This is a genomic window from Allostreptomyces psammosilenae, assembly GCF_013407765.1.
In the GTDB taxonomy this organism is placed as follows: Bacteria; Actinomycetota; Actinomycetes; order Streptomycetales; family Streptomycetaceae; genus Allostreptomyces; species Allostreptomyces psammosilenae.
This window is the reverse complement of record NZ_JACBZD010000001.1, coordinates 3,308,301-3,327,064: the sequence shown is the minus strand read 5'-3', so window position 1 is coordinate 3,327,064 and position 18,764 is coordinate 3,308,301. Positions and strand designations below refer to the sequence as shown.

At 75.3% G+C, this 18,764-nt stretch carries 15 protein-coding genes and 1 pseudogene; 4 read left to right on the top strand and 12 right to left on the bottom strand.

Annotation, left to right across the window (positions count from 1 at the left end; all coding sequences use genetic code 11):
• Nucleotide 1: 1 nt before the first annotated feature.
• From FHU37_RS13620 to FHU37_RS13595, 7 genes and pseudogenes are all read right to left on the bottom strand, one after another.
• Complete coding sequence (locus tag FHU37_RS13620; RefSeq protein ID WP_246449860.1) at nt 2–1,879, bottom strand: bifunctional uroporphyrinogen-III C-methyltransferase/uroporphyrinogen-III synthase; 1,878 nt, start codon at nt 1,877–1,879, stop codon at nt 2–4.
• Nucleotides 1,876–2,838 (bottom strand): hydroxymethylbilane synthase, encoded by a 963-nt coding sequence (gene hemC / locus FHU37_RS13615; RefSeq protein ID WP_179814450.1) that lies wholly within the window; start codon nt 2,836–2,838, stop codon nt 1,876–1,878. The genes FHU37_RS13620 and hemC overlap by 4 nt, the downstream gene beginning before the upstream one ends.
• Nucleotides 2,835–4,244 carry a glutamyl-tRNA reductase gene (locus FHU37_RS13610; protein WP_179814449.1) on the bottom strand — a complete coding sequence of 470 codons (1,410 nt, stop codon included), beginning with the start codon at nt 4,242–4,244 and terminating at the stop codon, nt 2,835–2,837. The genes hemC and FHU37_RS13610 overlap by 4 nt, the downstream gene beginning before the upstream one ends.
• Entirely contained in the window at nt 4,241–4,363 is a 123-nt protein-coding gene (locus FHU37_RS29005) for a hypothetical protein (RefSeq protein WP_281394653.1), read from the bottom strand. Before FHU37_RS29005 ends, FHU37_RS13610 begins: the two co-directional genes overlap by 4 nt.
• 260 nt (nt 4,364–4,623) lie before the next feature.
• A pseudogene (locus tag FHU37_RS13605) lies at nt 4,624–5,325 on the bottom strand (redox-sensing transcriptional repressor Rex); the annotation flags it as partial.
• Nucleotides 5,326–5,428: 103 nt separating this feature from the next.
• Entirely contained in the window at nt 5,429–6,088 is a 660-nt protein-coding gene (locus tag FHU37_RS13600) for a 3'-5' exonuclease (protein ID WP_218904027.1), read from the bottom strand.
• A gap of 351 nt (nt 6,089–6,439) precedes the next feature.
• Nucleotides 6,440–6,724: a glutaredoxin family protein gene (locus tag FHU37_RS13595; RefSeq protein ID WP_179814447.1), complete on the bottom strand. Its 285-nt coding sequence runs from the start codon at nt 6,722–6,724 to the stop codon at nt 6,440–6,442.
• Between the two features lie 196 nt (nt 6,725–6,920).
• Between FHU37_RS13595 and FHU37_RS13590 the strand changes: the two genes are divergently transcribed.
• From FHU37_RS13590 to FHU37_RS13580, 3 genes are all read left to right on the top strand, one after another.
• Nucleotides 6,921–7,943, top strand: a complete 1,023-nt coding sequence (locus FHU37_RS13590) for an HAD family hydrolase (protein ID WP_179814446.1) — start codon at nt 6,921–6,923, stop codon at nt 7,941–7,943.
• Between the two features lie 472 nt (nt 7,944–8,415).
• Nucleotides 8,416–9,177: an ECF subfamily RNA polymerase sigma factor, BldN family gene (locus FHU37_RS13585; RefSeq protein WP_179814445.1), complete on the top strand. Its 762-nt coding sequence runs from the start codon at nt 8,416–8,418 to the stop codon at nt 9,175–9,177.
• 203 nt (nt 9,178–9,380) lie between these two features.
• Nucleotides 9,381–10,760 (top strand): DUF5667 domain-containing protein, encoded by a 1,380-nt coding sequence (locus tag FHU37_RS13580; protein WP_179814444.1) that lies wholly within the window; start codon nt 9,381–9,383, stop codon nt 10,758–10,760.
• A 128-nt stretch (nt 10,761–10,888) separates the two neighbouring features.
• On the opposite strand, the gene FHU37_RS13575 is transcribed toward FHU37_RS13580, so the two are convergent.
• The 5 genes from FHU37_RS13575 to FHU37_RS13555 form a co-directional block, all read right to left on the bottom strand.
• Nucleotides 10,889–11,884 (bottom strand): lysophospholipid acyltransferase family protein, encoded by a 996-nt coding sequence (locus tag FHU37_RS13575; RefSeq protein ID WP_179814443.1) that lies wholly within the window; start codon nt 11,882–11,884, stop codon nt 10,889–10,891.
• Entirely contained in the window at nt 11,881–12,996 is a 1,116-nt protein-coding gene (locus tag FHU37_RS13570) for an NAD-dependent epimerase/dehydratase family protein (protein WP_179814442.1), read from the bottom strand. The genes FHU37_RS13575 and FHU37_RS13570 overlap by 4 nt, the downstream gene beginning before the upstream one ends.
• A 206-nt stretch (nt 12,997–13,202) precedes the next feature.
• On the bottom strand, nt 13,203–13,301 hold the full coding sequence (locus FHU37_RS13565) for a 30S ribosomal protein bS22 (protein ID WP_003948845.1): 99 nt from the start codon (nt 13,299–13,301) through the stop codon (nt 13,203–13,205).
• A 311-nt stretch (nt 13,302–13,612) separates the two neighbouring features.
• A complete protein-coding gene (locus FHU37_RS13560) occupies nt 13,613–13,831 on the bottom strand; it encodes a helix-turn-helix domain-containing protein (protein WP_179814441.1) in 219 nt (72 codons plus the stop codon).
• A gap of 300 nt (nt 13,832–14,131) precedes the next feature.
• Complete coding sequence (locus tag FHU37_RS13555; protein WP_179816248.1) at nt 14,132–15,298, bottom strand: acetoin utilization protein AcuC; 1,167 nt, start codon at nt 15,296–15,298, stop codon at nt 14,132–14,134.
• A 384-nt stretch (nt 15,299–15,682) separates the two neighbouring features.
• Between FHU37_RS13555 and FHU37_RS29330 the strand changes: the two genes are divergently transcribed.
• A complete protein-coding gene (locus FHU37_RS29330) occupies nt 15,683–18,757 on the top strand; it encodes a peptidoglycan DD-metalloendopeptidase family protein (protein WP_179814440.1) in 3,075 nt (1,024 codons plus the stop codon).
• The last annotated feature ends 7 nt before the right edge of the window (nt 18,758–18,764 follow it).

Genomic DNA, 18,764 nt, shown 5'->3' with positions numbered 1-18,764 from the left:
GTCACCGTGCCTTCCTACGAGAACCCGCGCGCCGCTGGCTCGGCCGGGACGGCGACTCGCCCGCCGCCAGGGCCGCGTCCCGCCGCGCCGCGCCGAAGTCCGCCAGCGCCTCCGCCAGCGCCGCCACCGACGGCTCCGGCGACAGCACGTCCACCCGCAGGCCGTGCTCCTCCGCGGTCTTCGCGGTGGCCGGGCCGATGCAGGCGATCACCGTGACGTTGTGCGGCTTGCCGGCGATGCCCACCAGGTTGCGGACCGTCGAGGACGAGGTGAACAGCACGGCGTCGAAGCCGCCGCCCTTGATCGCCTCACGGGTGGCCGCCGGCGGCGGCGACGCGCGCACCGTCCGGTACGCCGTGACGTCGTCCACCTCCCAGCCCAGCTCGATCAGGCCGGCCACCAGCGTCTCGGTGGCGATGTCCGCGCGCGGCAGGAACACCCGGTCGATCGGGTCGAACACCGGGTCGTACGGCGGCCAGTCCTCCAGCAGCCCCGCCGCCGACTGCTCGCCGGAGGGCACCAGGTCCGGCTTGACGCCGAACTCGACCAGCGCGCGGGCCGTCTGCTCGCCCACCGCCGCCACCTTGATGCCGGCGAACGCCCGCGCGTCCAGCCCGTACTCCTCGAACTTCTCCCGCACCGCCCGCACGGCGTTCACCGAGGTGAACGCGATCCACTCGTAGCGACCGGTCACCAGGCCCTTGATCGCCCGCTCCATCTGCTGCGGGGTGCGCGGCGGCTCCACCGCGATGGTCGGCACCTCGTGCGGCACCGCCCCGTAGGAACGCAGCTGCTCCGAGAGCGAGGCCGCCTGCTCCTTGGTGCGCGGCACCAGCACCTGCCAGCCGAACAGCGGCTTGGTCTCGAACCAGGACAGCTCGCTGCGCCGCTCCACGACGTCCCCGACCACGGTTATCGCCATCGGCGAGTCGGCCGCGGCGATCGACGGGGCCAGCACCTTGGCCGCCTTCAGCTCCGCGGCCAGCGTGCCCAGCGTCGCCGTCCAGGTCCGCTGCCGGGTGGTGGAACCGTCCACCGTCACCGACACCGGCGTCGACGGCTTGCGCCCGCCGGTCACCAGGTCCGCGGCGGCCCCCGGCAGCACCTGCAGGGGCGCGGACAGCAGCAGCGTGGTGTCGCAGGCGCCCAGCGCCTGCCACTCCTCGCTGTCCAGCCCGGAGCCCTCGACGTAGCGCACGTCGGTGCCCCGGCCGCCGTGCAGCGGCACACCCGCGTACGCCGGCACACCGGCCACCGGCGCGATGCCCGGGACGATCTCGAACAGCACCCGCTCCTGCGCGCAGGCCAGCATCTCCCGGGTGGCCGCGCCGTCCATGCCCGGGTCACCCGGCACGGCGCGCACCACGTGCTTGCCGGCGGCCACCGCGGCGCGCAGCCGCGCCGGCACCTCGACCGGGGCGGCGCCGTGGCCGCCCGGCGCGGAGCCGTCGGTCGCCAGCGCGGCACCGGCCAGGAGCGCGGCCGTGGCGGAAGAGCCGGAAGAGCCGGAGGACCCGGTGGAACCGACCGACCCCTTGGCGGCGTGGGAACCACCGGAGGCGGCCGGCACGGAACCCGCGGGCACGGCGCTCCCCGGCGCGGAGGCGGACAGGGCCGTGGCGCCGGCCGGCGCGCGGTCCTCCCGCCCCACGGGCAGGTCCACGACCGGCCCGACCGCCACGCACTCCGCCGGGTCCACGACCTCGACGCCGTCCGGGCAGTACCGGCGCAGCACCTCGCTCAGCCGCTCCTCGGCGACCAGCACGTCGGCGGTGGCCAGCACCTCCACCGCCCGCAGCGTCAGCAGGCCGGGGTCACCCGGTCCGGCGCCGAGGAAGGTGACCTGGCCGGTTGTCTTCTTCTTGGTGGTGGGGCTCAACAGTCTCGCTCCCCCATCAGACCGGCCGCACCCTGGGCGAGCATCTCGGCCGCGAGGTCGCGGCCGAGGGCGGAGGCGTCATCCAGGGAGCCGGTGGCGGACAGCTGCACCATGGCCGCCCCGTCGGGGCGACCGACGAAGGCGGCGAGGCGCAGCTCGGTGGCAGGCAGCTCGTCGCCCCACCCGACCGCGTGCGCCCCGACGGGGGCGGAGCAGCCGGCTTCCAGGGCGGCGAGCAGGGACCGCTCGGCGGTCACGGCGGCCCGGGTCAGCGGGTCGTCGAGCTCGGCGAGCGCGGTGACGAGATCCGCGTGGGACGCGGAGCACTCCACCGCCAGTGCCCCCTGGCCGGGGGCGGGCAGCATCGTGTCGAACGGAAGCACCTCGGTGACCTCCTCGGCGCGCCCCAGCCGCAGCAGGCCGGCGTGCGCCAGGACGACGGCGTCGAGCTCGCCGGAGCGCACGAAGCCCACCCGGGTGTCGACGTTGCCGCGTATCGGCACCACGTCCAGCCGGCGGCCGGTGCGCAGCGCCCAGGCGTTCAGCTGCGCCATCCGGCGCGGCGATCCGGTGCCGACCCGGGCGCCGTCCGGCAGCTCGGCCAGCCGCAGCCCGTCCCGGGCCACCAGCACGTCCCGCGGATCCTCGCGGGGCGGCACGGCGGCCAGCGCCAGGCCGCGCGGCGCGGCCGTCGGCAGGTCCTTCAGCGAGTGCACGGCCAGGTCGATGCGGCCGGCCAGCAGCGCGTCCCGCAGCGCGGAGACGAACACGCCGGTGCCGCCGATCTGGGCCAGCGCCTCCTTGGAGGTGTCCCCGTACGTGGTGATCTCGACCAGTTCGACGGTCGTCCCGGTGACCTTGGCCACCAGGTCGGCGACGGCCCCCGACTGCGCCTTGGCGAGCGCGCTGCGCCGGGTGCCGAGCCTGAGGACCCGCGCGGGTTCAGTGCTGCTGCTCATGGGACTCTCGTTCCTGGCTGGTCACGGTTGCTGCTGTGCGGTGGGGACAGGGGCGGGGCCGGCGCGGCGCCGGCGACGGCGACCCCGTCCACCGGCCCGGCGGCGGGGCGGGCGGTGCCGATCGCGGCGACGGCCTGCGGATCCAGGTCGAACAGGGCGCGCAGCGCCTCCGCGTAGTCGGCCCCGGACGGATCCGCCGCCAACTGTTTGGCCCGCACGGTGGGGGCGTGCAGGAGTTTCTCCACGACCCGGTGGAGGGTCTGCGCCACCTCGGCACGGCTGCGCTCGTCCAGGTCCGGGAGCCGGCCGTCCAGCCGGGCCAGCTCGGAGTCGACCACCTGCGCGGCCATCGCCCGCAGGGCGACGACGGTCGGGGTGACCCGGGCCGCCCGCTGCGCGGCGCCGTAGGCGGCCACCTCCTCGCCGACCAGCCGGCCGACCCGCTCCACGTCGCCGGCCAGTTCGCCGGCGCCGGAGTCCTCGGCCAGCCGCTCCAGGTCGACCAGGTGCACCCCGTCCAGGGTGCGGGCGGCCGGGTCGACGTCGCGCGGCATGGCCAGGTCCAGGATGGCCAGCGGGGTGGTCACCCCGCCGTCCCGGCGGGAGCGCACGGCGGCGGCCACCGGGCCGGCGTGGATCACCGTGCCGGTGGCGCCGGTGCAGGTCACCACCAGGTCGGCGGCGGCGATCGCCGCGTCGACCTCGTCGTAGGGCACGGTGCCGGCACCGAGGGTGTCGGCCAGCCGGCGCGCCCGGGCGGCGGTGCGGTTGGCGATGACCAGCTCCTTGACGCCGGCGCGGGCCAGCGTCGTGGCGGCCAGCGAGCTCATCGAGCCGGCGCCGACGACCAGCGCGCGCAGCCCGTCCAGCGGGCCGACGACGTCCCGGATCCGGTCGAGGCCGACGCTGACCAGCGACTGCCCGGCCCGGTCGATCCGGGTCTCGCTGTGCGCGCGCTTGCCGACCCGCAGCGACTGCTGGAACAGGTCGTTCAGCGCCCGGCCGGCGCTGTGCCGGGCCTGCGCCTGGGCCAGCGCCTGCTTGATCTGGGCGAGGATCTGGCCCTCGCCGACCACCATCGAGTCCAGTCCGCAGGCCACCGAGAACAGGTGGTGCACGGCGCGGTCCTCGTAGTGCACGTACAGGTGGTCGGTCAGCTCCTCCAGGGGGACGCCGGTGGCCGCCGCGAGCTCGGCGGACAGGTCGGCGATGCCGCCGTGGAACTTCTCCACGTCAGCGTAGACCTCGATGCGGTTGCAGGTGGCCAGCACGGCGACCTCGTTCACGGAGGGTGCCGAGACGGCTCCGGACAGCAGGCGCACCTGGGCGTCCGCGTCCAGGGCCGCCCGCTCCAGCAGGCCGACCTCCGCGGTGCGGTGGCTCAGGCCGAGAGCCAGCAGACTCATGCGCCGTTCCCCTCGCTCCACCGGTCGTTCACGTCGTCCACGTCGTTCACGTCGTCCACGTCGTTCACGTCGTCCACGTCGTTCACGTCGTCCTCGCGGACGGTCGCCTGGACGTTCATGCGGGCATCACCTTCGACGTACCCCCCTCGGTACCGTCCGCGGGCACCACGGCCCCCCGCTCGGCGGCGGGGGCGGTGACCGGGACCGCGCCGTCGTCGGTCTCCTCGTGCTTCTTCCTGCGCCGCACGCCACCCCGGCGGGTGGGGACGGACGCCGCCTCGCGCTCCGCCCGGGCCACCCCGTCGGCGCGGCCGGCGCCGACCACGGTGCGGCGCCGCCGACCGGCCGTGGAGCGGGTCGTGCCGCCCGCGGTGTGCTCGGCGGTCTCCGCGCCGGCGTCCTGCGCCGCCTGGAGCGACTCGGCCGCCTTGCGCTGCTCGTGGAAGGCGAGGATCTGCAGCTCGATGGAGAGGTCCACCTTGCGCACGTCCACGCCCTCGGGGACGGTCAGCACCGTCGGGGCGAAGTTGAGGATGCTGGTCACGCCGGCCGCCACCAGCCGGTCGCAGACCTTCTGGGCGACGGTCGCGGGCGTCGCGATCACGCCGATGGACACCCCGTTGTCCCGGACGATCGACTCCAGGTCGTCGGCGTGCTGGACGGTGAGGTTCGCCACGACCGTGCCGACCACCGCCGGGTCGGCGTCGATCAGCGCCGCGACCCGGAAGCCGCGGGAGGCGATGCCGCCGTAGTTGGCGAGGGCGTGGCCGAGGTTACCGATGCCCACGATCACGACCGGCCAGCTCTGGGTCAGGCCGAGCTCGCGGGAGATCTGGTAGACGAGGTACTCCACGTCGTAGCCGACGCCGCGGGTGCCGTAGGAGCCGAGGTAGGAGAAGTCCTTGCGCAGCTTGGCCGAGTTGACCCCGGTCGCGCTGGCCAGCTCCTCCGAGGACACCGTGGGGACGGAACGCTCGGACAGCGCGATCAGCGCCCGCAGGTACAGCGGGAGCCGCGCGACGGTCGCCTCCGGGATGCCTCGGGACCGGTTGGCGGATCGGTGGGTACGGCCAGATGCCACGATGCTCCTGACGGTGAGAGCCTGGGCTGCGAACGCCACATTAAGCATTTGTGAACGCACGCACAAAGGTGATGTCCGGTTTGTTCCGGGGTGGTGACACGTATCACTCACCGCTCCTCCCGGACCTCGGAACCGCCGGCGGGCGGCGGTCGTTCCCTTTCGCGCCACTCGTCCCAGCATGGACGGCCCACCCCTCCTCCGGCCAACGCATCCCGGCGGCCCTCCGCAGCAGACCGCCCCACGCCACGGGGCGTGACGGGTACATCGCCGCGTAGCGACGGAACAGCTCCGCGGTGGCCCGGGCGTCGCCGAGCGCGGTGTGCGCGCGGTGCGCGGGCAGGCCGGCCGCCCGGCGGCAGGCGGTCAGCGAGGGCGCCGGCAGCGGCGGCAGGTGCAGCTCCGCCATCCGCATCGTGCACAGCCACGGGACCTCGGGCAGCCCGATATCCAGCCGCTCGTACTCGCGGGCCAGGAAGGACAGGTCGCAGCGCGCGTTGTGGGCGACGAAGACCCGGCCGCGCAGCAGTCGGAGCAGGTGCGGGGCGACGTCCGCGAAGGCGGGCGCGTCGGTCACGTCCTGTTGACGGATGCCGTGGATGTGGGTGGGTCCGACCGGGGAGTCGGGGCACAGCAGGGTCTCGAACTCGCCCTGCGGGCGGGCGTCGGCGTCCATCAGGACGACACCGACCTCGACTATCCGGTGCCGCCAGGGGCTGCTGCCGGTGGTCTCCAGATCGACCACGGCGTAGCCCTGGGAGCGCAACCGACCCACTTCCTTCTCAGATCCGCGCCCCCGTGCCCTGAATCGTTCCGCGTCAACCGCAAAACGCCACGATCGTAAGCCGGTGGACGGGGTCGGCGACAAGGTACGGACCTGGGTCTTTTCTCACACTTACGATGCGATAACGGGCGCTGCTCGATCGGCTCGTTCGCCTCCGGGCCTCGCCGCCGGTCTCCTCCCTCGTCGGCGCCGCGCTCCGGTCGTTCCTCCCTGCGCTTGCTTCTCCTCAGTCCGGAGACCGGCGGCCCATCGGCTCGCTCGCGGAGCACCGCTCGGCTCGTTCGCGGAGCACCGCTCGTCCGGCTGGTCCGGGCCGGGCAGGCGGCGCGGGTCTCAGGTCAGGGCCCTGCGCAGGAGGTCCGGATTGACCCGGTACACGGCGTGCGGGGCGCCGTCGACGAGGACCACCGGCACCTTGTCCCAGTAGCGGCGGTGCAGTTCCTCGTCGGTGGTGATGTCGCGCTCGACGATCTCCACGTCGAGGTCCACGGTGACCCGCTCGACGACCTCGCGGGCCACGTCGCACAGGTGGCATCCGGGGCGGCCGATCAGCGTGACGGTGCGCGGTCCGGCCGGCACCGCGGCGGCGGCGCGGGCGCGGCGGGAGAAGAGGCTCATCCCCTCATCTTCCTCCTCCCCCGGGGCTCCCCGCCGGGAGGGGAGCTCTCCGGACGCCCTCGCGGACGCCCGTCGCGGCCGTCACACCGACGGGCGGCTGAACTTCCGGCGACGGCCGGTGGACGATTCCCCCACGTCCGTCTCAACCGGACGCCGGCGGCCTTCCGATAGTTGTGACGTTGACTATGCTCGCGTCATGGCCGCGCGACGAAGGCTCACGACCACACGGTCCGGCGGGGAGACCGACACACGTGCCGCCCTGGCCGGGCGGGCGTCCGCGACTTACGCCCGGATCGACGCGACCGGGACGCTCGCCCCCGAGGTCGCCGCCCCGGCGCCACGGGCGCCCGGCGGCCCCGCCCAGCAGCCCGCCCAGCCCGGCCGGCCGGCGCCCTCCGCCGAGACCGTCCGGCGGCGGGCGGACCACCCGGCGCGCGGCCCGGAGGCCGGCCACCCGGCCGCCGCCGCCTTCTTCGACCTGGACAACACGGTCATGCAGGGCGCCGCCATCTTCCACCTGGCCCGCGGCCTGTACGCGCGGAAGTTCTTCCAGACCCGGGACCTGCTGCGGTTCGCCTGGCAGCAGACCGCGTTCCGGGTGCACGGCGCGGAGAACATGGGGCACATCGCCGACGTGCGGCAGTCCGCGCTCTCCATCGTCAAGGGACGCAGCGTCCAGGAGATCACCGACCTGTGCGAGCAGATCTTCGACGAGCACATGTCGGACAAGATCTGGCCGGGCACCCGGGCGCTGGTCCAGCTCCACCTCGACGCCGGTCAGCGGGTCTGGCTGGTCACGGCCGCCCCGGTGGAGACGGCCCGGGAGATCGCCCGCCGGCTCGGCATGACCGGCGCGCTGGGCACCGTCTCGGAGGCGGTGGACGGGCACTACACCGGCCGGCTGGTGGGTGAGCCGCTGCACGGTCAGGCCAAGGCGGAGGCGGTCAAGGCGCTGGCCGTGACCGAGGGGCTGGACCTGGGGCGGTGCGCGGCCTACAGCGACTCGGCCAACGACGTGCCGATGCTCTCCCTGGTCGGCCACCCGTACGCGATCAACCCGGACGCCCGGCTGCGCCGACACGCCAAGGAGCACGGCTGGCGGGTGCACGACTACCGCACCGGCCGCAAGGCGCTGCGGCTGCTGTCCCTGCCGGTCGCGGGCGTGGCGCTGGTGGGCGGCGCCACCGCCGGGGCGCTGCGGCGCCGCCGGCAGGGCTGAGCCCCCGCCAGGGCTGAGCCGCCGGCGCCCGACCGGCGCCCGACCGGCGCCCGACCGGCGCCCGACCGGCGCCTGAGCGGCGCCTGAGCGGTGGTGCGTCCGGCCCCCGCCCCCGGGCGGTGCTTCCGGTCCGTTCCGGGCGGCGTGACGGGCCGTCGGGAGGCGGTGGGACGGTCCGGTGGAGGCGGCGCGCCGTTCGGACACTCCAGCCGCCGTCCCCCGATCGGGTGAACCCGCGCATCACGGAGCGCTGCCACCCGTGCGAGTGAATGATCCGGAACGAAGCCAAACGGTCAGACCAACCGCCCCCTTTTTCAGCCAAACCGTTCATCCGGATCAAATTCGATCACATGGGGTAGCGACACTCTCACGAAGCGTTATTCTCATGGCGCACCGAGCACTGCCAGACCTCCCTACGATGGGTCATCCACCTGGCACTGCCCGTGACGAACGTTCTGCCTCTGGGAGTCCCGTGTACCCACACGTCGGGGTTGAGACCTCTGGCTTGGCGACGCTGCGCGCTTTGGTGAACGCCTGCCTGACGCCCGCACCCGCGTACGCCCTCGCCGTGCCGTACGGCGCACCGTACGCGACGACGAGAGGCGGGCGGATGGCCATGCGCACCCGCACCGAGAGCACCACCCGCCGCGGCTCCAACTTCTCCCGCGGCCCGGCCTCCGACAGCGACAGCCTGCGGATCATGGGGCTGGTCGAGCGGGCCCAGGGCGGCGACAGCTCCGCCTTCGGCGACCTCTACGACCACTACTCCGACACGGTCTACCGCTACGTCTACTACCGCGTGGGCTCCCGGGCCACCGCCGAGGACCTGACCAGCGAGACGTTCCTGCGCGCGCTGCGCCGGATCGGCACCTTCACCTGGCAGGGCCGGGACTTCGGCGCCTGGCTGGTCACCATCGCCCGGAACCTGGTCGCCGACCACTTCAAGTCGAGCAGGTTCCGCCTGGAAGTGACCACCGGGGAGATGCTCGACGCCAACGAGGTGGAGGGCAGCCCGGAGGACTCCGTCCTGGAGCAGCTGTCCAACGAGGCGCTGCTGTGCGCGGTGCGCAAGCTCAACCCGCAGCAGCAGGAGTGCGTGACGCTCCGGTTCCTGCAGGGGTTGTCGGTGGCCGAGACGGCGCGGGTCATGGGCAAGAACGAGGGCGCCATCAAGACCCTCCAGTACCGCGCCGTGCGCACCCTGGCCCGGCTGCTCCCCGAGGACGTCCGCTAGCCGCGGCGCCCACCCCCACCACGGGCGCCCGGTAGCCGGTGAATCACGCTGCGTGAACAATCCGTCAGATGATCAGCATCGCGTAACCATCACGGCGGCACACTCGTTGCTCCGGACGCGGGCCCTGGTCGACCACGGCCTCGCCGCCGCGGGCCGTTCGCCGGCGGCGCCCACGACGAGGAGAGGAGGTGCGGCCCGTGGCGATGGACATGATCGTTCACAAGCGGGCGACCGCCTTCGCCGAAGCGCTGGACAACCCTACCGAACCGACCGGCCCCGGCACCGCGAGCGACGCGAGCACCACCGACGCGGCCGCCACGCCGACGACCGGCCCGGCTCCCCTGGTGCGGGTCGCCCGCGCGCTCGGCGAGCTGCCCGTGCCCGAGTTGCGCGCCGAGGTGAAGACCGTGCAGCGGGCCCAGCTGATGGCGGCCATGGAGGCCGCCGTCGCGGACGGCAGCTTCACCCCCCGGGCGGCCGGCTCGGCCGCGCTGCCCCAGCAGCAGGCCGAGGCCCGCGGGCCCCGCGAGCCCCGCGGCCCGCGCGAGGACCGCGGCCCGCGCGCCTCGGGCGAGGAGGACGCACCGCCGCCCTGGCGCCGGCGGCTGGCGGTCGGAGGCGTCGCCGTCGGCATCGCCGCCACCGGCTTCGGCGGGGTGGCCACGGCCAGCTCCGGCGCGCTGCCCGGGGACAGCCTCTACGGCGTCAAACGACAGGTGGAGAGCCTGCGGATCACCTTCGCCGGCTCCACGGCGGAACGCGGCGCAGTCCACCTCGACCTGGCCTCGGTGCGGATGGACGAGGTCGCCTCGCTGAGCTCCGGCGGCGACGTGCCGCGCCTGCGCGGCGCCATGCGGAACTTCGTGGAGCAGGCCGGCAGGGGACGTGACCTGCTGCTCGCCTCCTACACCGAGGACGGCGACCTGGCCGCGCTGGAGCGGCTCGCCGCCTTCCGCACCGCCGAGCGCGAGCAGTGGCGGGGAGTCCGCGACACCCTCCCGGCCGAACTCGACGCCGAGTCCGCGGCGGTCGAGGAGGTGCTGCGGCTGATCGACGAGGACGTCGCGCCGCTCACCGCGCCGTCCGCCACCTCCCCCGGCGACGTCGCCGCGCCGGCCGGGCCGCCCGCTAGCGGGCTGGACACCACGGCCGGGGAGGGCGCGGAGCACCACGCGGCCGAGGCGCCCGGTGCCCCGGAGGACGGCGACGAGGCCGCGGGGGACCGCGCGGACACCGAGACGGCCGGGGAGCCCGCCGCCGAGGAGCCGGAGGCCGGTGCGGAGGCGGCCGCCGGCGCCGAGACCACCGACAGCCGGACGGGGGACCAGCGCCCCGGCGCGGACCACACCGACGGCGCCGCACCCGGCGCCGGAACGCTCCCCGAGGCACGCCCCGAGGCCGCGCGGCCCAGCCCCGGACAGAGCCAGTCCCCCGAGGCCGGCACCGGGACCGCGCCGGGCGCCTCGGAGGAGGAGGTCGTGGTCACCGTGCCGTCGCTGGTGCCGGAACAGCCGGAGACCGACGTCACCCTGGTCCCGGAGATCCCCGGGCTGCTGCCCGGCATCGTGATCAAACTGTCCTGACCCGGCCGGGTGCGGAACGCCGCCGGCGCCGGAACCCACCGGCGTTCCGCACCCACCCCGGACGTGCCCCCCGCCGCGCCGGCCGGCCCCGACGTGCCTCCTGCCGGGCCGGCCGCCCCGGGGCGGGGTCAGTAGAAGACCGAGCGGCGCTGCAGCAGCAGCGTGTACAGGGAGTGCTGGATGGTCTCCCGCACCTCGTCGGTGAGGTCGAAGACGGCCATCGGGTCCTCCGCCGCCTCCGGGGGGTGGTCGTCCGTCGGTATCGGCTCCCCGAAGCGGATCGTCCACTTGGTCGGCAGCGGCACCAGCCCGAGCGGGCCGAGCCAGGGGAACGTCGGGGTGATCGGGAAGTACGGCAGCCCGAGCAGCCGGGCCAGCGCCCGCGCGTTGCCGATCATCGGGTAGATCTCCTCCGCGCCGACGATCGCGCACGGCACGATCGGCACGCGGGTGCGCAGGGCCGCCGAGACGAACCCGCCGCGCCCGAACCGCTGGAGCCGGTAGCGGTCCGCGAACGGCTTCCCCAGCCCCTTGAAGCCCTCCGGCATCACCCCCACCACCTCGCCGCGCTCCAGCAGCCGCACGGCGTCGTCGTGGCAGGCCAGCGTGTGGCCGCCCTTGCGGGCCAGCTCGCCCAGGAGCGGCGTGACGAAGACCAGGTCGGCGGCGAGCAGCCGCAGGTCCCGCCGGGCCGGGTGGTGGTCGTGCACGGCCACCGCGGCCATCAGGGCGTCCAGCGGGAGGGCGCCGGAGTGGTTGCAGACCACCAGCGCGCCGCCCTCGGCGGGGATGTTCTCCACCCCCTGCACCTCCACCCGGAAGTACTGCCGGAACAGCGGGCGCAGCGCGGGCAGCAGCAGGTGCTCGTTGAGGTCCGGGTCGAAGCCGAAGTCGTCGACCCGGTACTCGCCGGTGATCCGGCGCCGCAGGAAGGCCAGCCCGTGCGCGGCGCGGCGCTCCCAGTCCGCGCCGAGCGCCGAGCGCACCGCGGCGTCCAGGGCCCGGCCGAGGACCGCTTCGAGCTCCCCCGCCCGCCCCTCGTCCGCCGGCCGATCACCCGCCGGCGGTTCGCCCGCCCGTGGTTCACCCGCCAGTGGTTCGTGCCCCGGTCGTTCGTCGGTCACGCGTCGTCACCTCCCACGTCCCGGGCGGGCCGTTCGCGCGCGGGCCGCTCCCCTGGCGGCCCATCCTCCCCCGGGGCCCGGTCCAGCAGCCAGCGCTGGGCGCCCCCGAGGAGCCGGTCGGCCGCCGCGGTGACCGGCAGCACCCCCGCCCGGCCGCGCGCGAAGTCCGCGAACGCCTCCTCGGTGGTGCGGGCCAGCCGGTGCCCGAAGACGTCCCGCAGCTGCGCGGTGTCGACCACCCGGCCGTGCGTCAGCATCCGCACGTGCTCCGGGGAGAAGCCGGCCAGACGGGCGCCGCGCAGCAGGTGGCCGGTCAGCCCCACGGCGCGCACCGGCAGCGGCAGGGTGGGCCGGCCGAGCCGGCGGGCCGCCTGGGAGAGCAGCAGCACGCCGTCCCCGGCCACGTTGAACGTGCCGGTGTTCAGGGTGCCGCGACGGGGCTCCAGCGCCGCCAGCCGGAGCACCTCCACGGCGTCGTCGGTGTGCACGAACTGCAGGCGCGGATCGAAGCCGAACACGGTGGGCAGCACCGGCAGGCAGAAGTATTCGGCCATCGGCGAGTCGGCGGACGGCCCGAGGATGTTGGCGAAGCGCAGCACGGTCACCGCGACGTCGGGCCGGCGGCGGGCGAAGCCCCGCACGTAGGTCTCCACGTCGGCGGCGTCCTTGGCGTAGCCGCCGCCCGGCAGCGCGCGCACCGGCGTGGTCTCGGTGAACACCGCCGGGTCGCGCGGGGCGGAGCCGTACACGCTGGTGCTGGACTTCACCACCAGGCGGCGCACCGATCCGGCGCGCTGGCAGGCGCCGAGGAGCTGCATCGTGCCGATGACGTTGCTCTCCTTGAGCGCGGAGCGGTTGCCGGGGGCCCCGAGCGGCGTGGCCACCACGTTCATGTGGACCACCGTGTGCACCCCGTACTCGGCGATCACCCGGGCCACCGCGGGGGTGCGCAGGTCGGTGCGGACGAACGTGGCGCCGTCACCCAGGGGGCGGCGTGGCGGGATCTCGTCCACCCCGACGACGTGGTCGACGCCCGGCTCGCGCCGTATCCGGCGCGCGAAGCGGCCACCGAGGTCGCGGGCGACCCCGGTGACCAGAACGACTTCTCCCACTCGTCCCCACCCGCGTGCATGGCCGGCCGGACGGCCGTGCCTGCCGACACGACCGCCCTCCCTCCTCGAGCGGCATCGTTTCCGTCAGGCGCTCAGCCCGATGCCGGGCAAGGAGAGAGGGCGGCGATGAAGTGACGGCCTCATGACGGCCTCGGTTGACGAACGGGCCGCGAACCGGACGGTGCCGGCGCGGCTCCGCCGCCAGGTCACTTCTTGTTGCGGCGCTGCACGCGGGTGCGCTTCAGCAGCTTGCGGTGCTTCTTCTTGGCCATGCGCTTGCGGCGCTTCTTGATGACAGAGCCCACCGACTACCCTCGCTTAACTTCAGATCGGACCAGGCGCACCTCCCGGACCGGGTGGTGCGCCAGAGTCGTAAGGGTACTAGCGCATGGAGCGCCGGCCGCAATCGCACTGCCAGCGACCGGCCGCGCCGGTGGACGAACTGCCGCGCCGACGGGCCTCCCGCCGCGCTCCGGCCGCCGTCCCGCCGCCATCCGGCCGGCCGGAAACCCGGCCGGCCGACCCGTGGCCCCCGGCGGCGGGTTGGACCCGGGGCGACGGGGGACGGCGAACGACGGGGGACGCCGATCGAGGGAGCCGGGGCGGGACGGGCGCCCTAGGCGCTGCGCCCGTGCACGGTGCGCTCGACGTAGGCGTCGCGCAGGTAGTCGTGGACGGCCTGCTCGGGCACCCGGAAACTACGACCCACCCGAACCGCGGGCAGCTCTCCGCTGTGCACCAGCCGGTAGACCGTCATCTTGGAGACCCTCATCACCGAGGCCACCTCGGCCACGGTCAGGAACTTCACCTCTTTGAGAGGCACGCTTGCAGCCATGACCCACCCGAACCTTCCGCACGCGACGGGCACCGGCTTCCCCTCCGGTGACTTTCGCCGCACACGTGCCGCACTCACGGTAACCGCGCGGTCAGCGGCTGTGAAGGGTGTTACCGGGACAGCCCAGAGCGCTCCAGTACATACCCGGCGCGCGGAAGAGAATCCTGCGGTTTCCGGCCATCATGGGGAAAGGCGAGCCGGGGCGGGGCCCGTCGCCCTGGTAGCCCGTTTCCATGCCGTTTCCGGGCGGTTATAGGAGTTTCGCCCCGTTCCTCACCAGCCCAAACGACCAGGTATCGGTCACCATCCGGCCCCCGCGTCGAGGCCGTGCAGCGGGAAAACCGCGCGGCGGGTGGCGAGAATCGCCTGGTCCACCCGGTCAGCGGGGTCATACCCCCCGTCATCGATGGGGCGCCAGGCTGGCGTGAAACCGTCGGTCATCCGGCGCGGCGCGTCCTGCCGGGTCAGCCGCAGCACCTCGGCGCGCCACTCCTCGGGCGTCGGCGTGGCCGGATCGACGGCGGCGCCGGCCGCCTCCGCGACCAGGTGCGTCCAGCTGCGCGGCACCACGTCCGCGATCGCGTAGCCGCCCCCGCCGAGCGCCAGCCAGCGCCCGCCGGCGTGCTCGTGGGCCAGCCGGTGCAGGAGCGCGGCGGCGCACCGTTGCGCGTCGAGGCTCACCAGGAGGTGCGCCAGCGGATCCTCGATGTGGGTGTCCGCCCCGTGCTGGCTGACCAGCGCCTGCGGGCGGAAGGCCGCCAGCAGTGGCGGGACGGTCGAGGAGATGGCGCGCAGCCAGCCGGTGTCGCCGGTGCCGGGCGGCAGCGGCAGGTTGACGGCGCCCCCGGGCGCCTTCGGCCCGCCCGTCTCGGTCGCGTGGCCGGTGCCGGGGAAGAGCGTGCGCGGCGACTCGTGGACGCTGATGGTGAGGACGCGCGGGTCGTCCCAGAACACCTCCTGCACGCCGTCCCCGTGGTGGACGTCCACGTCCACGTAGGCCACGCGCTCCGCGCCGAGGTCGAGCAGCCGGCGCACCGCGAGGGCGGCGTCGTTGTAGACGCAGAAGCCGGCGGCCGAGCCCGGCTTGGCGTGGTGCAGCCCGCCGGCGACGTTGACGGCGTGGCCGGGCCCGCGCCAGACGGCGTCGGCGGCGGCCAGGGACTGACCGGCGATCAGCGCGGAGGCGTCGTGCATCGCCGGGAACGCCGGATCGTCCGGCGTGCCCAGGCCGCGCGACTCGTCCGCCGCCGCCGGATCCGCCGCCGCGGCACGCACCGCCGCCAGGTACTCCGGCAGGTGCACGGTGCGCAGCTCCTCCTCGGTGGCCGGGGGCGCGGCGGCCACCTCGACCTGCGGCAGCCGGTCGAGGCCGAGGGCCCGCACCAGCCGCATGGTCAGCAGCAGCCGGACCGGATCCATGGGGTGGCCGGGGCCGAAGTCGTAGCCGGCCTCCGCCTCGTCCCACATCACGCGCACGTCGCACACCACGGCGAACACGGTAGCCGCCACGCGGGCGGCACTCACCCGAACGGCGCGCGCTCGTTCGCGCGTGCGGGCGTGCGGGGCAGCGAGCCATCGGGGTAAACAGGGAATTGCCTGATATCTACCACATTTGGACCATTAGCAGCTTTTGCCCCCGACTCTTTGATACCCAGCGGCACGGAGAGGACACGCGGCGTGGATGGAGTGGACGGCCTTGGGGACCTGCCCGCCCGGCACCCTGCCGGTGCGCCGGGCGGCGAGGTCATGGACGAGTCGCCGGCCGGCGGCCCGGTGACCGCTGGGCGGACAAGCGAGGAACCGCCGTCCGGGGGGCCGTCGCACGAGGGGCCGTCACACGAGGGGACGTCGGTGGCGGGGTCGTCCTTCGAGGGGGGGTCGATCGAGGGGGCGTCTACGCGAGCCGCGCTGGCGGAGGCCGGGCCGGCCGGGGAGGAGCCGGCCGACGACGGGCCGGCGGGGCGTGAGGCCGGGACGGCGGGGGACGCGACGCCCGGGACGGTGCAGCGCCTCGCCTCCTGGCTCGGATTCGCCTGGCCGGTCGACGCGGCCGAGTCCGCCCACCCCGTCCACGCGGCCGATCCCACGGCCGGTGTCGCGGCCGGTGCTGCGGCCGTCCCGCAGGCCGCCGCGGAACCGCCGGCCGTCGCGCCCCTGGAGACCGTCGGCGCCATCGACGCCACGGCCGCCAGCGGCGGCGTGGAGGCGGACGCGCCGATTCCGGCCACCGTGACGGCCACCCCGCCCCAGCAGTCCACCGCCACGCCCCTGTCACCCGAACCCGCCCCGGCCCACCCCGACGCCCCACCGGCTGCGGCACGCCCCCACCGTCCCGCGCCGATGACGCTGCGCACCGTCCCACTGCGCCGGCCGATCCTCGCCCATCCGGACGCCGCCCCCGCCGATCGGCCACGCCCCACCCGCGCCGCACCCCGAGCCGACGCCCCGCCACCGCCGATCGCCGCGGAGGACGCGGCGGCCACCGTGGCGGAGACGGCGGAGCCGTTGGCGGACATCGCGGAGCCGCTGCCGGAACCGTTCGCGGCCGAGCCCGCCGGGGACACGCTACGGCTGACCGTGCCCCAGTCGCTGCGCGACCAACCGCGCACCGGGCCCGTCGAGGAGCCGTGGCGCGTCCAGCAGCCCTGGTCGGCCGAGGAACCGCGCCCTGGCGGGGCCGACACCGAGGCCAGCGCCGACGCCGACTCCCTGACACCCGCCGATTCCCCGCCACCGCACGCGGCCACCACGTCGGGACTCGGCCACGCCCCACTGCGCCCACTCCGCCCGCTCCGCGCGCTGCGCCCCGTCCGGCTCCGGCGCCTCGCCGGCGACCAGCCGACCTGGCCGCCGGCCGAGGAGAGGGCCCCGGCAGCACCGGACGAGCTGTCGTGGGAGCGGTTCGACCACACCTCGACCGCGGCCCCGTGGCCCACCGACGCCCGCGAGCCGGCGGAGGCGGAGGCGTTCACCGCGGAGGGAACCTCCACGCCGAGCGAGGCACTGGCCGGGGCGTCCCCCTGGACGCCGGACCACGCCCTGGCGACGGAGCCCGCCCCGGCCACACCCGACGTCGAGCCGGCGACCTTCCCGGTGGAGGCACTGCCCTGGGAGAACCCCGGCATCGAGGCCGGCGAGCCCGGCGCGGCGGCGACGTCACACCCCGCCGTCGAGCCGGTGTCCTGGCCGGACCCCCACCCGGCCACGCGCACGCCGCACAGGGCGGAGACACTCGCTGACGTGACGGTTCATCAGTCCATCCCGCCAAACGACCCGCCCAGCCCCGACGACACCGACACGCCCGCCACGCCCGACACGCCCGGCGCGCCCCACGGGGCCACCCGCCAGGCGGCGGCCGAACGGGCATCCGAGACGAGTTCGCTGGAGACGCCCGCCTCACCGGCCGACCGGTCCCCGGAAGAACTGGCGCTCGCCGCACGCCGGCTCCGCAGGATCACCGGCGACGACGCGCGCCGGCGACGACGCCTCCGTTGGCCCGGCACCACCAAGAGCCGCACCAGCCCCCAGCCCACCAGGGACACCAAGGGACGCGACGGCACCGCCGACGACGACCCGCTGCGCAGGATCCTCATGGAGGCCCTGCTGCCCACCCGGCTGGCCCCCGAGCTGTTCGCCGAGGAACTACTGGCCCGCGCCCCGCTCCCCCGGCTCCAGCGGATGGTCGACGACGCCAAGGAGCAGCTCGGCGAGCTGCGGGCCGTCGTCCCGCACGACGGCCTGTGGCGGGCCCGCTTCCAGCACGGCGACGAACTGCTCTGGGCCCGGCTGGACGCGAACGGCCGACTCGACGGCTTCGTGCTCGGCCCCGCCGCGCTCGCCGCCCGGCGCCCCACCCCCATCACCGGACCCGACGAGCCGGCCACCTACCCGCGACGGCGCGACGGCCAGCCCCGGCCGCCGCGACGGGACGACCGGGTGCACGAGTCCGCGCGCCGGGACACCGCGCGCCGGCTGCGCCTGCTGGCGCTGACCATGCCGCTGCTCTGCCTCGCCGTCGCCTCACTGGCCTGGGTGGCCGGCAGCGCCACGGCGTGGCTGCTCGCCATGGTGTGCACCGTGTCGGTGGTCGTCGACCTGTCGCTGCGGACGCCGTGGCACGTCTACCTGCCGTGGCTGCGCGTCGTCCCCGGGGCCGCGCTGGCCCTGGCGCTGACCGCCGGGCTGCCGCTGGTCGGCGTGCCGCTGCCCGGGCGCGACCCGCGGGAGATCGCCGAGTGGGCACCGCCCGGCATACTGCCGCTGGTCGGCACCTCGGCGCTGGTCGCGGTGGCGATCTGGTCGGTGCGCAGCAGCCTGCCGCGCGGCGCCGGCAAGGACGTGCTCACCATCGCCAGCCCGCTGCGCGGCGGGCGGTTCGCCATCGCGCAGGGGGGCGGGCCGGCGGTCAACCGCAACGCCGACCCGGCGTACCGGACCACCGCGGACCGGGCCGTGCGGTACGCCTGCGACCTGGTGGAGCTGGGCTCCGGACCGCGTTTCCGGGGCAGCCGGGCGCGCGGGCTGATGCCGGCCGGGAACGACCGGTACGCGGTGTTCCAGCGGCCCGTGCACAGCCCGTGCGACGGCACCGTGGTGTCCGTGGTGGACGACGTGCGGGACCACGTGCCGGGCGCGGTGGACGCGGCCCGGCCGGCCGGCAACCACGTGGCGGTGGACACCGGCCGGGTGCTGCTGGTGCTGGCGCACCTGCGGCGGGGAAGCATCACGGTGCGCGTGGGGGACCGGGTGACGGCCGGCCAGCAGCTGGGCCTCGTGGGCAACTCGGGCAACACCACGGAGCCGGCGTTGCACGTGCACCTGGAGACGCGCTCCTCCCCGCCCACGCCGTTCTCCGGCGTCGGGGTGCCGTTCTGCTTCGCGGAGTCCCGCGGCCTCCCGCGCCGCGGACGCTCCTTCCGGGCATGAGCGCTTC